General features: G+C 67.9%; 10 protein-coding genes. 7 read left to right on the top strand and 3 right to left on the bottom strand.

From position 1 onward, the window contains the following. The first annotated feature begins 64 nt into the window (after window positions 1-64). Together FCU40_RS15350 and FCU40_RS15345 are read left to right on the top strand one after the other, a co-directional pair. Complete coding sequence (locus FCU40_RS15350) at window positions 65-892, top strand: Ku protein (protein WP_168076079.1); 828 nt, start codon at window positions 65-67, stop codon at window positions 890-892. A 150-nt stretch (window positions 893-1,042) separates the two neighbouring features. Beyond that, entirely contained in the window at window positions 1,043-1,390 is a 348-nt protein-coding gene (locus FCU40_RS15345) for a DUF559 domain-containing protein (protein ID WP_168076078.1), read from the top strand. A 64-nt stretch (window positions 1,391-1,454) separates the two neighbouring features. On the opposite strand, the gene ligD is transcribed toward FCU40_RS15345, so the two are convergent. Together ligD and FCU40_RS15335 are read right to left on the bottom strand one after the other, a co-directional pair. Further along, window positions 1,455-4,085 (bottom strand): DNA ligase D, encoded by a 2,631-nt coding sequence (gene ligD, locus FCU40_RS15340; RefSeq protein WP_168076077.1) that lies wholly within the window; start codon window positions 4,083-4,085, stop codon window positions 1,455-1,457. A gap of 10 nt (window positions 4,086-4,095) precedes the next feature. Next, window positions 4,096-4,365, bottom strand: coding sequence for a hypothetical protein (locus FCU40_RS15335; protein WP_168076076.1), 270 nt, complete (start codon window positions 4,363-4,365; stop codon window positions 4,096-4,098). A gap of 244 nt (window positions 4,366-4,609) precedes the next feature. Between FCU40_RS15335 and FCU40_RS15330 the strand changes: the two genes are divergently transcribed. The 3 genes from FCU40_RS15330 to FCU40_RS15320 all read left to right on the top strand — a co-directional run bounded on the left by FCU40_RS15330 (window position 4,610) and on the right by FCU40_RS15320 (window position 9,309). Further along, window positions 4,610-6,910 carry a TonB-dependent receptor gene (locus FCU40_RS15330; protein WP_168076075.1) on the top strand — a complete coding sequence of 767 codons (2,301 nt, stop codon included), beginning with the start codon at window positions 4,610-4,612 and terminating at the stop codon, window positions 6,908-6,910. A 141-nt stretch (window positions 6,911-7,051) separates the two neighbouring features. Further along, window positions 7,052-8,698 (top strand): SulP family inorganic anion transporter, encoded by a 1,647-nt coding sequence (locus FCU40_RS15325; protein ID WP_168076073.1) that lies wholly within the window; start codon window positions 7,052-7,054, stop codon window positions 8,696-8,698. Further along, window positions 8,695-9,309 carry a ParB-like protein gene (locus FCU40_RS15320; protein WP_168076071.1) on the top strand — a complete coding sequence of 205 codons (615 nt, stop codon included), beginning with the start codon at window positions 8,695-8,697 and terminating at the stop codon, window positions 9,307-9,309. Before FCU40_RS15325 ends, FCU40_RS15320 begins: the two co-directional genes overlap by 4 nt. Before the next feature lie 97 nt (window positions 9,310-9,406). Here FCU40_RS15320 and FCU40_RS15315 read toward each other — a convergent pair whose 3' ends face one another. Beyond that, window positions 9,407-12,373 (bottom strand): TonB-dependent receptor, encoded by a 2,967-nt coding sequence (locus tag FCU40_RS15315; protein ID WP_168076069.1) that lies wholly within the window; start codon window positions 12,371-12,373, stop codon window positions 9,407-9,409. Between the two features lie 738 nt (window positions 12,374-13,111). On the opposite strand from FCU40_RS15315, the gene nadA reads away from it, so the two are divergent. After that, entirely contained in the window at window positions 13,112-14,200 is a 1,089-nt protein-coding gene (nadA, locus tag FCU40_RS15310; protein ID WP_168076067.1) for a quinolinate synthase NadA, read from the top strand. A gap of 131 nt (window positions 14,201-14,331) precedes the next feature. Continuing rightward, window positions 14,332-15,452 (top strand): L-aspartate oxidase (locus FCU40_RS15305; protein WP_168076065.1); only part of this gene is annotated, 1,121 nt, incomplete at its 3' end.

The following is a 15,452-nucleotide window of genomic DNA, read 5'->3' as shown; positions in this document are numbered from 1 at the left end:
GGGCGTATCACCGGGAACGCCCCTCCCCACGCCCCGTTGACTCGGCTCGAACGGAGAAACGCCCATGGCCGCCGGCCGTCCCACCTGGCAGGGCCACCTGCGCCTGTCGCTCGTGACCTGCCCGGTCGCGCTCTACACCGCCACGGACTCGGGCGGCGACGTGCACTTCAACATGCTGCACAAGGAGACGCACAACCGCATCCGCATGGTCCCGACCGACCCGGACCTGGGGCCGATCGCGCGCGCCGACATCGTTAAGGGCTACGAGATCGAGAAGGGCCAGTATGTCGTGGTGACCCAGGACGAGATCGACAGCGTCCGCCTGGAAAGCACCCGCACCATCGACATCGAACGCTTCGTGGCCGCGCGCGACATCGACCGCCTGTACTGGGACAGCCCCTATTTCCTGGTTCCCGACGGCAAGCTGGCGGCCGAGGCCTATACGGTGATCCGCGAGGCGATGAGCGGCGCCGACCAGGTGGCGCTCGGCCGCGTGGTCATGCACCAGCGCGAACGGCTGCTGGCCATCGAACCGCGCGACGAGGGCATGGTCGCCTGGACGCTGCGCTCCCGCCGCGAGGTGCGCGACGCGGCCGCCTATTTCGACGCCATCCCCGACCGCAAGGCCGATCCGGCCATGATCCAGATCGCCCGAAAGATCATCGAGCAGCAGGAAGGCCCGTTCGATCCCGAAACGTTCACCGACCGCTACGAGGACGCCCTGCGCGCCCTGATCCAGGAAAAGCGCAAGGGCAAGGGCCGCAAGGTCCAGGTCGAGGCCCCCGAGGACACCAATGTCGTCGACCTGATGGAAGCTTTGAAGAAGAGCCTGGGCGGACCGGCGGGGAAGGCGCGGCCTAAAAAGGCCCCCGCCCGGAAGAAGGCGGGTTAGCGGTCGCTGATAGAAACCCTCTCCCCCCCGGGAGAGGGCGGGGCCCGTCCCGACGAAAGTCGGGATGGGAGGGTGAGGGACCTAGGCTTTCTAAGAGAAATCCAGATTCCTCCACTTGAAAACAAAACAAGAACATCGTTCCCTGGCTACATGAGCCGCATCGCCGTAGCCCGCCGCCTTCGCCGCGATCAAACCCACGCCGAAGCGCGGCTTTGGGCCCTCGTCCGAGGGCGGCGGCTCGCGGACGCTAAGTTTCGCCGGCAAGTTCCGATAGGCCGGTATGTCGCCGATTTCGTTTGCCTCGAAGCGCGGCTGATCATCGAGATCGATGGCGGGTCGCACGACGCCGAGGAGGCTCAGCTCAAGGATCTGGAGCGGACGGCTGTCCTGGAGTCCTGTGGGTATCACCTGATCCGCTTTTCCAATGGTCAGGTGCTGAATGCGCCTGGCGAGGTGTGCGACACGATTATCGCCACGCTTCGGGCGGCCCGCGCCTAAGTCCCTCACCCTCCCACCGCTTCGCGGCGGGCCCCGCCCTCTCCCGCAGGGAGAGGGTTCTTAATCACCCCTTCGCCAGTTTCTTGATCGCGGGGGCCAGGTCGCGTTCGGCGTCGGCGTAGCCGTCCCAGGCGTCGAGGCGTTTCAGCAGGTCCGGGACGGTGCGCAGGTTGAAGCGCGACGGGTCCAGCCCCTTGCGGACCTGGGTCCAGGCCAAGGGCCAGGAGACCGGCGCGCCGGGGCGGGCGCGAGGCGACAGCGGGGCGACCGCCGTGCTCATGCGGTCGTTGCGCAGATAGTCGAGGAAGATCTTCCCGTCCCGGGCCTTCTTGGCCATGTTCAGCAGGTAGAGGTCGGGGCTGTCGGCGGCCATGCGGGCGCAGACCTCGCGGGCGAAGGCCTTGGCGGCGTCCCAGTCGACGCCCTCGCCCTTCAGCGGCGTGACCACGTGCAGGCCCTTGCCGCCGGTGGTCTTGCAGAACGGGACGAGGCCCAGGGCCTCCAGCCGGTCGCGGATTTCGCGCGCGCCCTCGATCACCGCCTCGAACGGCACGTCGGGCGCGGGGTCGAGGTCGAAGACCAGGCGGCCGGGAACCTCCGGCTGGCCGGGCCGGCAGTTCCACGGATGCAGTTCGCTCGCCCCCCACTGGGCGGCGGCGATCAGGCTTTCGGGCGTGTTGAACACCAGATAGGGCTTGCGGTCACCGCTGACGCTCGTCTCGTCGATCAGGGCCGAGACGCCCTTGCCCGAATGGCGCTGGAAGAACGTTTCGCCGTCGATCCCATCGGGCGCGCGGATCACCGAGCAGGGCCGCCCCTGGATGTGGGGGAGCATCCAGGGGCCGACGGCCTCGAAATAGTCGGCGAGATCCAGCTTGGTCCCCGGCGTTCCGTCGCCGGCGTCGGGCCATAGCGGCTTGTCGGGATTGGAGATGGCGACGCCCAGCACCTGGGCCTTGCCGCCCTTGCGCGCGGGCTTTGCCGAGGATTGGGCCGAGGATCGGGCGGAGGGCTGGGCCAGCTCGGCGTCCTCGACCTTGGCCGGCGCCTCGGCCTCGACGGCCTGGGCGGGCTTGTCCTCGCGCAATCCCTTGAACGCGGCCTGACGCACGGCGCCGTCTCCGGTGAAGCCCGCGAACTCTATCTCGGCGACCAGCACCGGGTCGACCCAGTGAACATTGGCCCCGCCGCGCGGCGCGCCCTGGCCGCCGAACGGCGAGGTCTCGCGCGCGTGGGCCTCCAGCCGGGGCAGCAGCTTGGCGACCTTATCGCGGCCAAAGCCCGTCCCCACGCGGCCGACATGGACCAGCTCGCCGTCCTTGTAGACGCCGACGATCAGCGAGCGGAACGCCTGGCCGGTCGTCGTCCAGCCGCCGATCACCACCTCGTGCCCGGCCCGGCACTTGGCCTTGGTCCAGGTTCCCGGCTTGCCCGAGCGGTATGGCGCGTCCAGCCGCTTGGAGACCACGCCCTCCAGCGACAGGCGACAGGCCGATCGCAGCACCGCCTCGCCGCCGCTGGCGAAGTGCTCGACATAGCGCAGGCGGTCGCCGTCGCGCGGCGACAGGTCCCGCAGCCGCGCCTTGCGCTCGGACAGAGGCTGGTCGGTCAGGTCCTCGCCGTCGGCGTACAGCAGGTCGAAGGCGAAGAAGATCAGGTCGTCGGTCCGCGCTTCGGCCAAGGCGGCCTGCAGGCCCGCGAAGCTGGGCGCGCCGTCCTCGTCCAGGGCCACGACCTCGCCGTCGATCAGGGCGTCGGGCAGGCCCTTGGCCGCGGCGATCAGGGCCGGGAAGCGGTTGCTCCAGTCGAGGCCCGCCCGGGTGCGCAGGGTCGCCCGGCCGCCCTGGATCCGCAGCTGCATCCGATAGCCGTCGAACTTGATCTCGTGCGCCCAGCCGGCCTCGCTGGGCGGGCGATCGACCAGCTTGCACAGCTGCGGCGGCACGAAGTCCGGCATGGCGGTCTTGCGCGCCGGCCTGGCCTTGGGCTTTGGCGCCTCGGCCGCCTCGGTCGCGCGTTCGGCGCTGGCTTCCGGCGAACGGTCGCTGTTCCACACCGCGTCCGGGGCCGGCGCGGCCTTGGTCATGAACGGCGTCGGCGGCCGGCCCTGGCCCGCCGCGATCTCCGCCATCGTCCGGCCCGAGGCGACCGAGAAGGCCGTGTCGTCCAGGAAAGCCTTGTCGTCCTCGACCGCGTACTCGTCGCGGTGCTTGATCAGCAGCCAGTTCTCGCGCTTGCCGCCCGTCCGGTCGTTGTGGATCTTGACCAGGACCCAGCCGCCCTTCAGGCGCTCGCCAGCGAAAACCAGCTTGATCTCGCCCTTCTTGAGGCCCTTTTCGAGGTCGAAGCCGGGCTCGGGCGCCCACCAGCCGCGATCCCACAGCATCACCGTCCCGCCGCCGTACTGGCCCTTCGGGATCACGCCCTCGAAGTCGCCATAGGCCAGCGGGTGGTCCTCGACATGGACCGCCAAGCGCTTGTCGCGCGGATCGCGCGAAGGCCCCCGCGTCACCGCCCACGACAGGAACACGCCCGCGTGCTCCAGCCGCAGATCGTAGTGCAGGCGGGTGGCGTCGTGCTTCTGGATCACGAAGCGGGCCCGCTTGGAGGCCGCGGCCCCGACCTTGCCGGACGGCTCGGCGGTCTTCGAGAAATCCCGCTTGGCCTCGTAGGCCGCCAGCTTGCGCCCCGCCATCGCCGCGCGCCTATTCGCCGTCGAAGACTTCGGGCCGCCGGCCGTCGACGTCGCGACCGTCGCCGGGGTCGTCCTCCTGTTCCAGTTCGACGATCTCGTCGTCGGTCAGGTCCTCGGCGGTCAGGGCGTCGTCATCGTCGGCGTCGCCGTCCGCCTGGGTGACGTCCAGCACGTCGGGCAGCTCCTCGAAGGTGCGCAGCTCGCCGTCGCGGCCCACCACATCCTCGTCCAGCGCCTCGGCGCCGTCCTGCTCGTCCCAGCCGTTGTCGATGTCGGTCATGGCTCGTCCTCCGGTTTCCGCCAGAGGAATGGGCGGAGCCGCCCGGCCGTTCCCCGCCGCCGCGCGCGAAACGTCGCGTCGACACGCCACGAAGTAAGTAATCCTTCACTGAACTGACACGGATGGGGCATAAGACACCCCGCTCTGGCGCGGGAAGGTCGCGAGGCGCGCTGACTCAAGGCGCGGCCTCTTCCCGTCTCCATTCACAAGGACGGCCAAAAGGCCGCGTTCAAAGGTGTCTCTCATGCGAGTTCAGTCTTCCCGCAAGCTGGCGTTCCTGCTCGGAACCGCCATTTCGGTCATGGGCGCGGCCAGCGTCGCCCAAGCCCGCCAGACCACGGATCAGCCCAGCGCCACCGCGCTGGAGGAGATCGTCGTGACCGCCGAGCGCCGCTCGGAAAACCTGCAGAAGGTGCCGCTGTCGGTGGCCGCCGTGGCCGGCGACCAGCTGCGCGCCATCAACGCCGACGGCAGCGACATCCTGGCCCTGTCGGGCAAGGTCCCCAGCTTCTACGCCGAGACCACCACGGGCCGCATCTTCCCGCGCTTCTACATCCGGGGCCTGGGCAATATCGACTTCTACCTCGGCGCCTCGCAGCCGGTGTCGATCATCCAGGACGACGTCGTCATGGAGCACGTGGTCCTGAAGTCGAACCCGGTGTTCGACATGAACCAGGTCGAAGTGCTGCGCGGCCCGCAAGGCTCGCTGTTCGGCCGCAACACCACCGCCGGCATCGTCAAGTCGGACACCATCCGTCCCAGCGACACCTATCAGGGCCGCATGTCGGCCTCCTACGGCACCTACGGCACGACCACCTTCGACGGCGGCGTCGGCGGCCCGATCGCGCCCGGCCTGATGTTCCGCGCCTCGGTGCTGTACCAGCACCGCGACAACTGGGTGGACAACACCTACACCGGCGCCAGCGCCGACGGCACCGTCAGCCCGAAGAAGGACGCCATGGGGCGCTTCACGGAAAAGGACGCGCGTCTGCAGATCCTGGCCAAGCCGAACGACAAGCTGTCGGTCCTGGCCTCGGCCCACGCCCGCGACTATTCGGGCACCTCGACCCTGTTCCTGCGCGGCGCCCTGACCAAGGGCTCGAACGACCCGACCGCCCCGCGCGACCAGGTCGCCTACGACGAAGCCAACAACAACCCGCAAGCCTATAAGGGCGAAGGCGCGGCGCTGCACATCGACTACGACTTCGGTCCGGTCACCCTGACCTCGATCAGCGCCTACGAGTCGACTCACGGCTACAGCCGCGGCGACACCGACGGCGGCGCGGCGGCCAACTTCCCGGTCAACGGCGTCCCGAACGGCTTTGGCCAGTCGATGGGCCGTCTGCGCGACCTGGACCAGATCACCCAGGAAATCCGCCTGGCCAGCAACGGCGCGGGCAAGCTGAAGTGGCAGGTCGGCGGCCTCTATTTCGACCAGAGCGACCTGACCGACTTCTATCAGCGCGGCTATTTCCTGCTGCCGACCTCGGCCGGCTACAACCCCAACAACTGGGTGGCCCTGTCGGACCTCAACACCTCGTGGGCGGTGTTCGGCCAGGCCAGCTATCAGCTGACCGACAAGCTGACCGTCACCGGCGGCCTGCGTGACACCTACGACGCCAAGAAGACGATCCTGCTGAAGACGTCGAACAACGCCGCCAATGTCTCGACCTATGGCGGCCGCCGCTATGTGCGTCTGTCGGACCAGCAGGTCAGCTGGGACCTGTCGGCCAACTATCAGGTCAATCCGGACGTCAGCGTCTACGCCCGCGCGGCCAAGGGCTTCCGCGGCCCGACCATCCAGGGCCGCTCGGCGGTGTTCAACAGCGACTTCACAACGGCCAATTCGGAGACGATCCTGTCCTACGAAGCCGGCGTGAAGAGCTTCCTGTTCGACAACAAGCTGCGCTTCAACGCCACGGCCTTCACCTACACGGTCAGCGACATCCAGCTGAACGGCAACGACAGCAACGGCAACGGCGTGCTGTTCAACGCCGACAAGGCCAAGGCCTACGGCGTCGAGGCCGACCTGGAATGGCGTCCGGTCCGCAACCTGCTGATCACGGGCGGCGCCAGCTACCTGCACAGCAAGATCGAGGACAAGCGCGTCTACGCCCAGGTCTGCGCCCTGAACGGCGTGGTGGTCTGCACGGTCGAAAACCCGACGATCAAGGTGGGTGCCAACACCTTCGCCCAGATCGACGGCCAGCCGCTGCCGAACGCTCCGAAGTACAATCTGAACTTCACGGCCCGCTACGACATCCCGGTCGGCGCGGACGGCAAGCTGTTCGCCGCCACGGACTGGAACGTCCAAGGCTACACGAACTTCGTGCTCTACAAGACCAAGGAGTTCTACGCGAAGGGCAACTTCGAGGGCGGCCTGAAGCTGGGCTACGAGAACATGGCTCAAGGCTATGAGATCGCCGTGTTCGGCCGCAACATCACCAACGAGAAGAACCTCAAGGGCGTCATCGAGAACTACATGGCGGCCGTCTACAACGAGCCGCGCATCGTCGGCGTCTCGATCAGCGCCAAGCTGAACTAGCTTTTTCTGTCCGTCCCGCGTCCCGATCCTCCCCTTCTTCGGGACGCCGCCTTCGCCGCTCCGGAGCCTCGCGCTCCGGGGCGGTTTTTCTTTTTGCGGTTCGCGGCTTAGTCTGAACCCGGATTGGTCGCGTGGGTCGGGATGAAGCCTTTCAGTCGCAAGGATTGGGTCGCGGGGCTGTCGGTCGCCGGCCTGATGCTGCCCGAGGCCGTGGCCTATGCCGGCATCGCGGGACTGGCCCCGCAGCGGGCCCTGCTGGCGGCCTTCGCCGGCTGCCTGGCCTATGCGGTGTTCGGGCGCAGCCGCTTCGCCATCGTCTCGCCGACCTCGTCCTCGGCCGTGATCCTGGCCGCCACCCTGGCCAGCCTGCCCGACGGCGACGCGCAGCGGGCCTGGGCGGCGACGGTGGTCGTGCTGCTGGTCGGCGTCGCGTTCGCGGCCGCCGGGGCGCTGAAGCTGGGCGCCCTGGCCAGCTTCATCTCGCGGCCGGTGCTGCGCGGCTTCGCCTTCGGCCTGGCGGTGACCATCATCCTGGGCCAGGCCCCGGCCCTGGCCGGCGTGACCGTCGCCTCGCGCGAGCTGGGCCCGCTGGTCCTGGGCCTGGCGGCCAGCGTGCCGCACTGGAACCCCTGGAGCCTGGGCCTGGGCCTGGCCTCGCTGCTGGCGATCCTCCTTCTGCGCCGCTTCCCGGCGCTGCCGGCCCCGCTGGTGGTGCTGGCCGCCGGCATGGCGCTGTCCCGGGCGTTGGACCTGCCGGCCCACGGCGTGGCCATGGTCGGGGCCATTCGCCTGGAGCCGAGCTGGCCGAGCTTTCCGGCCCTGTCGTCCGGCGACTATTCGCGGCTGGTCCAGTTCACCCCGCCGCTGGTCCTGATCCTGCTGGCCGAGTCGTGGGGCACGATCCGGGCCCTCGCCCTGCGGCGCGGCGACGTGGTCGAGGCCAACCAGGAAATGCGCGCCCTGGGCGCGGCCAACCTGGCCAGCGGCCTCGTCCAGGGGATGCCGGTCGGGGCCGGCTTCTCGGCCGGCGCCGCCAGCGAGGCCGCCGGCGCCGTCAGCCGCGCCGCCGGGGTGGTCGCCGCCCTGGGCCTGGCCGCCCTGGTGCTGACCGCCGGTCCCCTGGCCGCGGACCTGCCCCGGCCGGTGCTGGCCAGCGTGGTCATCGCCGCCCTGACCCACGCCCTGGATCCCTCGCCGCTGGCCCGGCTGTGGAAGCTGGAGCGCGACCAGTATGTCGCCCTGGGCGCGACCGTGGGGGTTCTGGTCCTGGGCGTGCTGAACGGCATGTTGGCGGCCGTCGTCCTGTCGCTGGTCGCCCTGCTGCGCCGCCTGGCCACCCCGACCGTGGCGGAGCTGGGCCAGCTGGCCGGCGGCCACGACTATGTCGCCCTGGCCCGTCACCCCGACGCGCGCGGTCCGCCGGGCGTGGCCATCTGGCGGCCCGCCGCGCCGCTGTTCTTCGCCAATGCCGAGCGGGTGTTCGTGCTGATCGCCGACCAGGTGCGCGGCCAAGGCTTCAAGGCCGTGGTGGTCAGCCTGGAGGAAAGCCACGATCTGGACAGCACGGCCCTGGACGCCCTGATCGAGTTCGACGCCGAGATGCGCAAGGACGGCGTGCAGCTGCGCCTGGCGCGCGCTCACGATCAGGTTCGCGACTTGCTGGACGCGAGCGGCGCGCGGGACCTGGCCGCGCGCTGCGACTACAGCGTGGACGACGCCGTCCGGGCCGCGCTCGCGTCCGCCCCGACGGCACAAGGATCGGCCCAAGGACCGGAAGGCTCCCGATGAACCATGACTTCACCCCGCTGCTGCGCCCGACGCCCCTGGCCAGCCTGCGTCCCACCCAGATGACGGTCGGCTTCCGCGAGGTCGAGCGCAAGCGCGAGAGCTGGCGCAAGCGCGCCGCCAAGGACGGGCCGGAATTCCTGGGCCAGCACCTGATCCCGGTGGTGCTCGGCCCAGGCGACAAGCGCTACGTCATCGACAACCACCATCTGGGCCTGGCCCTGCTGCGCGAGGGCGTCGAGCACTGCCTGACCAAGACCGTCGCCGACCTGCGGATGCTGGAGAAGTCCGCGTTCTGGACCTTCATGGACAATCGCAACTGGCTGCATCCGTTCGACGCCCACGGAAAGCGCCGGCCGCGCCAGGAAATCCCCAAGACGTTGGCGGACCTGGCCGACGATCCCTATCGCTCGCTGGCTGGAGAGCTGCGCCGGGCCGGCGGCTACGCCAAGGATCCCACGCCCTATTCGGAGTTCCTGTGGGGCGACTTCCTGCGCCGGCGGACCGATCGCGCGCGCGTGGACGACGACTTCAAGGCGGCGCTGGACCAGGCCCTGAGCCTGTGCCGCGCGCCGGAGGCTCGCTACCTGCCCGGCTGGTGCGGGCCGGAATAACGCGCGCCTTCGACACCGCCCAAAGAAAGAGGCCGGTCCCTTTCGGAACCGGCCTCCAACTGAGTCCAAGATTGAACGGTCTTAAGACCGCGCGATCTTAGTAGGCGAAGCGCACGCCCACCTTGAACGTCCGGCCGATCGCGCCGGCGTAGTGGAAGGTGGTCAGGAAGTTCGGGTTCGAGGAGTACGACCCCGCCGCCAGCGGCGACTTCTGGTCGAACACGTTGCCGACATTGCCATAGATCTGCACCTGATCGTTGATCTGGGCCGTGGCGTTCATGTCGGTGTAGATGAACTTCTTGATGTAGCAGAAGTTTGGCGCGATCAGCTTATTGTTGTTAGCGTAGGTGTTGCCCAGAACACAGTCCGTCGTGCCGTAGTCGTCGGCGGCGACCTGCTTGATCTTGTTGACGAAGTAGGTCGTCGCCGAGACCGTGTAACGGCCGAACGCCAGGGTGTTCTGCCAGTTGGCGCGCCAGTTCGGCGTGCCGTTGCCCGACGACAGCTCGTACGGACCCAGGGTGCCGGCGTACTTCTGCACCTTGCCGTCGGCGCGGTGCAGATCGTACTTGATGACGTTGGTGACTTCGACGCGGCTGGTCCATTTGACGTCGTTCCAGACGTTCAGGTTGGCCTGGGCCGAGAAGTCGACGCCCTCGGTCTGAGCATAGTCGGCGTTCTCGAACGGCGCGTTGATGATCAGCACGCGCGGCAGGGCGTTCGGCGCCAGCGGATCGGGCGCGTCGACGACGTTGCACGAATAGCCGGGTCCCACGGCGGCCACGAGGGCGCAACCTTCGGCCTGGGTCGTGCCCTTGAAGTAGGCGTTCTTGGCGTCGGAGATCTTCGAGCCGCTGACGATCAGGTTATTCTTACGGACGTTGTAGTAGTCGACCGTCAGCGACAGCCAACGGGTCGGCTGAACGATGGCGCCCAGCGTGAAGCTGCGCGAGGTTTCCGGCTTCAGGTTGGGATTGCCGACCAGGCCCGAACCCAGCGAGTACGACAGGGCGTAGGGGTTGCCCGCGCCGTGAGCGTCAATGAACGATTGCGGCGGCACGAAGGTCGCGAAACCGGCGTACTGCGAACGGGGGCCCGACTCGGCGAAGGTCGGGGCGCGGAAGCCTTCCGAGTACGTACCGCGGAAAGCCAGTTGCTTCATCGGCGTGTACTTGACGCCAACCTTCGGCGAGAAGTGGCTGAAGCCTTCCGAATAGTCGTCGTAGCGACCCGACACGTTGGCTTCCAACTGGCTGGTGATCGGCGCCTGGACTTCGAAGAACGCGGCCTTGACCGTGTGCTTGCCGAAGGCCGACGAGGTGGTCAGGTTGTAAGTGTCCAGACGGGCGTTCTGGTTGTTGTTGACCAGGACTTCCTTACGGATCTGACCGCCGACGGCGATCATCGCGTCACCGGCCGGCAAGGTGATCAGCTTGTGGGTGATCGTGCCCTCGAGCGACATCATCGACGAATGCGAGTTCGTCACGACGTTCGGCGCGATCGCCTGGCGCACGGCGGCGGTGTTCTTCGACGGATCGACGAAGTTGTACGCGCCGGTGTTAATCGCGTTGATCAGGCCGTTGATGTTCAGGAAGCCGCGCTGGCTGATGCTCAGGTTGTCACGAGCGCCGACGGCGTCGACGGTCCAGTTCCAGCCATCGCCGAACTCGCCTTTTAGGCCGGCGGTGCCGCGGATGACTTCGTTGACGCGGTTGCTGCCGGCCGGGATGTCGCCGAACAGGTAGTACAGACGCGCGGCGCCGTTGGCCGGATCGTTGGCGTAGGCGGCGGCGTACGGGTTGTTCGGGTTCAGCGTACGACCCGGGGTTCCGACAGTGGCGCAGTTCACGCCGGTCGGGCAGATCCAGACCGGAAGGGTGATCTGCAGGGCCGACAGCGCCGGATTGGCGCCGAACGGCTGGGTGTTCTGGACACCGCGCGGGGCGTTCAGAATGTCGACTTCGTTGCTCGAGTAGCTGCCGGTGACATAAGCCTCGATATTGTCGCTGAGGCGCATGCTCAGGCGACCGTTGAAGGCGTAGCGCTTCTGCAGCGGCTGGATCTGGTTGTAGGCGTCGACCAGGTTCCACTTACAGCCGGTGCCGTTCGCGTTGGCGCTGACCTGCGTGAAGGTGCCGTTGGCGCAGTTCAGGTTCAGCGAGGTGAAGACCTTGCCCGGAACCAGGTTCGTGCCGGTGGCCGAGCGCGGATCGTTCAGGTCGCGGACGCTGGTGCGATAGACGATCGCGTTCGGCGTCTGGCTGGCCATGCTGTCGTCGGCGCGGTTGTTGTCGATGCCGCCGATCGAGCTCAGGTCGCGGTTGTTGAACGGGAAGCCGCGGTCATGCGTCGCGACGCGGCCGTCCTTCTGGTACTCGGCGTTGATGTAGAAGTTCCAGCCCTTCTCCTGGTAGTCGCCGTAGCCCAGGGTGATGTCGGCGCGCTTGTGATCGGCGTCGCCGCGGTCGCTTTGGCCAGCTTCCATGCTGCCGGCCACGCCGGTGAAGGTCTTCTTGAGCTTCAGGTTGACGACGCCACCGATGGCGTCGGCGCCGTAGGACGACGAGGCGCCGTCCTTCAGGACTTCGATCCGGTCGATCAGGCTGAACGGGATGGTGTTCAGGTCGACATAGGCGTTGTGGCCGTCGTCATTGATCGGGAAGTTGGTCGAGCGCAGGCCGTCGACCAGCACGAGGGTCGAGGACACGCCCAGGCCGCGCAGCGACACGGCCGAACCGCCGGCCGAGAAGCCGCTCTGGAAGCCGGTGCCGATCGAGCCGGCGCCGTCCGACGAGATCGAGCGGATGGCGTCCGAGGCGGTGCTGATGCCAGCATGGGCCAGGTTTTCCGAGGTCAGCACGGTGACCGGCGACGGGGTTTCGGTGTCCGTGCGGCGGAACAGCGAACCGGTGACGACAATTTCCTCGACTTGCGTCTGGTCGCTGCCCTTGGCGGCGGGAGCGGCGGTCTGCGCGGCGGCTTGGCTGGCGCCCAGCACGGCCACCGCGGCGCCGCAAATCATGGTGGAAGCGAGCAGTCGCTCCCGGACGGTCTTCTTAATCAAGGTAAACTCCCCAGCGTCTTTGCGTCGCGCATGTCCACATGCGCGGTCTCGGATTCTCGCATCGAGAACCCAACTGGCCGGGAGCTACGAACTTAAATCCAATTCGGGTCAACGCGCATCAGGGGTGACGGATTTCAACGCGCCCGGCCTGTCACTTTAAGGTCACATATTTGCACCGCTGCAATGGAACGCCCCGAACCGCGCGAAATGGGACAATATAAAGTCCACACGGCAACCGGGAGCGCCTTAGACGCCGATGGCTTCGCCACCGCGCGGAAAGGGAGAGATTTGCCTATATTATTACCGATACGCCCATAGTCTTCAGAATACGGCCCACGACGTTATTTTTATAACTTTTCCGTCGCGACTGAAACAGTTCTTCAATATTACAGACATGTAAGGAAAGAATCGCCTTTTCTCGCCGCATTTTCTCGGCAAGTTAAATCCCCTGCGGCTTATGGACGCGGATAACCCTCCCGCGGTCGCAAGCGCTCCTCCTAACGCCCTTGCCCGGTCCTCGGGCGCCCGGCGCCCTCTCCGTGCCCAGGAGCCGCGCGAGCGCTTTCGGTCGAAGGCGGGTTTGCAATCGCCTCGGCAAGGTCTATATGTGACGAGACGGTTATGCTCACTTTCAGCATAACCCAGGCGCCGGATCGTCGGACGCGGGAACGCGAACCTCGGCTCTGGCGTTTTTTGAGCCCCTGGAAATGCTCACTTTGAGCATAACGGAGACATCGGATGGCCGACGGTTTTGTCGCTCCGCTTGAGTTCACCGCCGAGATCGAGGCCGAGACCGCCCCGATCTGGGACAAGGTCAAGCACCACGTCACCCCGATGGAGTGGCGCGTCCAGGCCCCGCTGATCGCCGAGATCAACCGCCTCAAGCGCGAGAAGAACGCCGCGATCCTGGCCCACAACTACATGACGCCGGAGATCTTCCACGGGGTGGGCGACTTCGTCGGCGACAGCCTCGCCCTGGCCAAGGAAGCCGCCAAGAGCGACGCGACGATCATCGTCCAGGCCGGCGTCCACTTCATGGCCGAGACCAGCAAGGTGCTGAGCCCTGAAAAGAAGATCCTGATCCCGGACCTCAAGGCCGGCTGCTCGCTGGCCAGCTCGATCACCGGCGCCGACGTGCGGCTGATCAAGCAGCGCTATCCGGGCGTGCCGGTCGTCACCTATGTCAACACCACGGCCGACGTGAAGGCCGAGACCGACATCTGCTGCACCAGCGCCAACGCCGTGCAGGTGGTCGAGTGGGCCGCCAAGGAATGGGGGACCGACAAGGTCATCCTGATCCCCGACGAGTTCCTGGCCCGCAACGTCGCGCGCCAGACGGACGTCAAGATCATCGCCTGGGCCGGTCACTGCGAGGTGCACAAGCGCTTCACCGCCCAGGACATCGCCGACATGCGCGCGGCCTGGCCGGGCGCGGAAGTTCTGGCCCACCCCGAGTGCCCGGCCGAGATCCTGGAAGCCGCCGACTTCGCCGGCTCGACCGCCGCGATGAACGACTATGTCGCCGCGCGCAAACCGGCCCAGGTGGTGCTGATCACCGAGTGCTCGATGGCCAGCAACGTCCAGGCCGAAAGTCCGGCGACCCAGTTCATCGGCCCCTGCAACATGTGCCCGCACATGAAGCGGATCACGCTGAAGAACATCCACGACGCGCTCGTCCACGAGCGGTTCGAGGTCACGGTCGACGCCGACGTCCTCGACCGCGCGCGCCTGGCCGTGCAGCGGATGATCGACCTGCCGCCGCCGGTGGTTCCCGCGCGCTACGATCTGGTGAAGGCCCGGCATCACGTGGACGTGGAGCTGATTTAAAGGACGAGCTTCCTTCCCCCTTTGCGGGGAAGGTGGCCGCGAAGCGGTCGGATGGGGGTGTCGGCTCCGAGTCTGAGCTGACACCCCCACCCCAACCCTTCCCCGCAAGGGGGAGGGGCGTGGAGAGTGAAATGATCGAACGCATCACCTTCGACGGCCCCGTCATCCTCGGCGCGGGCTTGGCCGGGCTCAGCGGCGCGCTCGCGGCGCAAAAGGCTATTGTGCTCTCGCCGACCCCGCTGGCCACCGGCTGTTCAAGCGCCTGGGCGCAAGGCGGTATGGCCGCGGCGTTGTCGGGCGAGGACAGCCCGGCCCTGCACGCCGCCGACACGATCGCCGCCGGCGCGGGACTGTGCGATCCCGAGGCTGTCGCGCTGCTGACCACCGAAGGCCCGGGGGCCGTCCGCGATCTGGCCGCCCTCGGCGCGCCGTTCGACCGTAAGCCCGACAACGGCTTCGTCCTCAGCCTCGAGGCGGCCCATTCCAAGGCCCGCGTCGCCCGGGTCGGCGGCGATGGGGCCGGGGCGGCGATCATGGCCGCCGTGATCGCCGCGGTCCGCGCCGCGCCGACGATCGAGATCCGCGAGAACGCCCGCGCCCGCCGGCTTCTGCAAGACGCGACAGGTCGGGTCGTCGGCGTGCTGGCCGAGATCGACGGCGCCCTGGTCGAGATCCGCTCGACCGCCGTGATCCTGGCCACCGGCGGCGTCGGCGGCCTCTACGCCGTCACCACCACGCCCGCCGAAGTGCGCGGCGAGGGCCTGGGCCTGGCGGCGCTCGCTGGCGCGACGATCGCCGATCCGGAGTTCGTGCAGTTCCATCCCACCGCGATCGACATCGGCAAGGACCCCGCCCCGCTGGCCACCGAGGCCCTGCGCGGCGAGGGGGCGATCCTGCGGAACACCGATGGCCGCGCCTTCATGGCCGACTACCACCCCGCCAAGGAGCTGGCCCCCCGCGACGTCGTCGCCCGCGCCCTGCACGCCGAGCGCGCCGCCGGTCGGGGCGCGTTCCTCGATGCGACCCAGGCGGTGGGCGACCACTTTCCACAGGAGTTTCCGGCGGTGTTCCAGGCCTGCAAGAGCGCCGGGATCGACCCGCGCCGCGCGATGATCCCCGTCGTCCCGGCCGTGCACTACCACATGGGCGGCGTCGCCACGGACCTGGAAGGCCGGACCAGCCTGCCGGGCCTCTACGCCGCCGGCGAGTGCGCCTCGACCGGCGTGCAGGGCGCCAACCGCCTGGCCTCCAA

Source organism: Caulobacter sp. SSI4214 (genome assembly GCF_012184455.1).
GTDB classification, from domain to species: Bacteria; Pseudomonadota; Alphaproteobacteria; order Caulobacterales; family Caulobacteraceae; genus Caulobacter; species Caulobacter vibrioides_E.
Note: the sequence above shows the minus strand (reverse complement) of the source record. Positions and strands in the feature narration are given on the sequence as shown.

Excerpts from the sequence above, each read along its gene's own strand:
- FCU40_RS15350 (WP_168076079.1), top strand. The coding sequence starts at position 65 with ATGGCCGCCGGCCGTCCCACCTGGCAGGGCCACCTGCGCCTGTCGCTC.
- FCU40_RS15345 (WP_168076078.1), top strand. The coding sequence starts at position 1,043 with ATGAGCCGCATCGCCGTAGCCCGCCGCCTTCGCCGCGATCAAACCCAC.
- ligD (WP_168076077.1), bottom strand. The coding sequence starts at position 4,085 with ATGGCGGGGCGCAAGCTGGCGGCCTACGAGGCCAAGCGGGATTTCTCG.
- FCU40_RS15335 (WP_168076076.1), bottom strand. The coding sequence starts at position 4,365 with ATGACCGACATCGACAACGGCTGGGACGAGCAGGACGGCGCCGAGGCG.
- FCU40_RS15330 (WP_168076075.1), top strand. The coding sequence starts at position 4,610 with ATGCGAGTTCAGTCTTCCCGCAAGCTGGCGTTCCTGCTCGGAACCGCC.
- FCU40_RS15325 (WP_168076073.1), top strand. The coding sequence starts at position 7,052 with ATGAAGCCTTTCAGTCGCAAGGATTGGGTCGCGGGGCTGTCGGTCGCC.
- FCU40_RS15320 (WP_168076071.1), top strand. The coding sequence starts at position 8,695 with ATGAACCATGACTTCACCCCGCTGCTGCGCCCGACGCCCCTGGCCAGC.
- nadA (WP_168076067.1), top strand. The coding sequence starts at position 13,112 with ATGGCCGACGGTTTTGTCGCTCCGCTTGAGTTCACCGCCGAGATCGAG.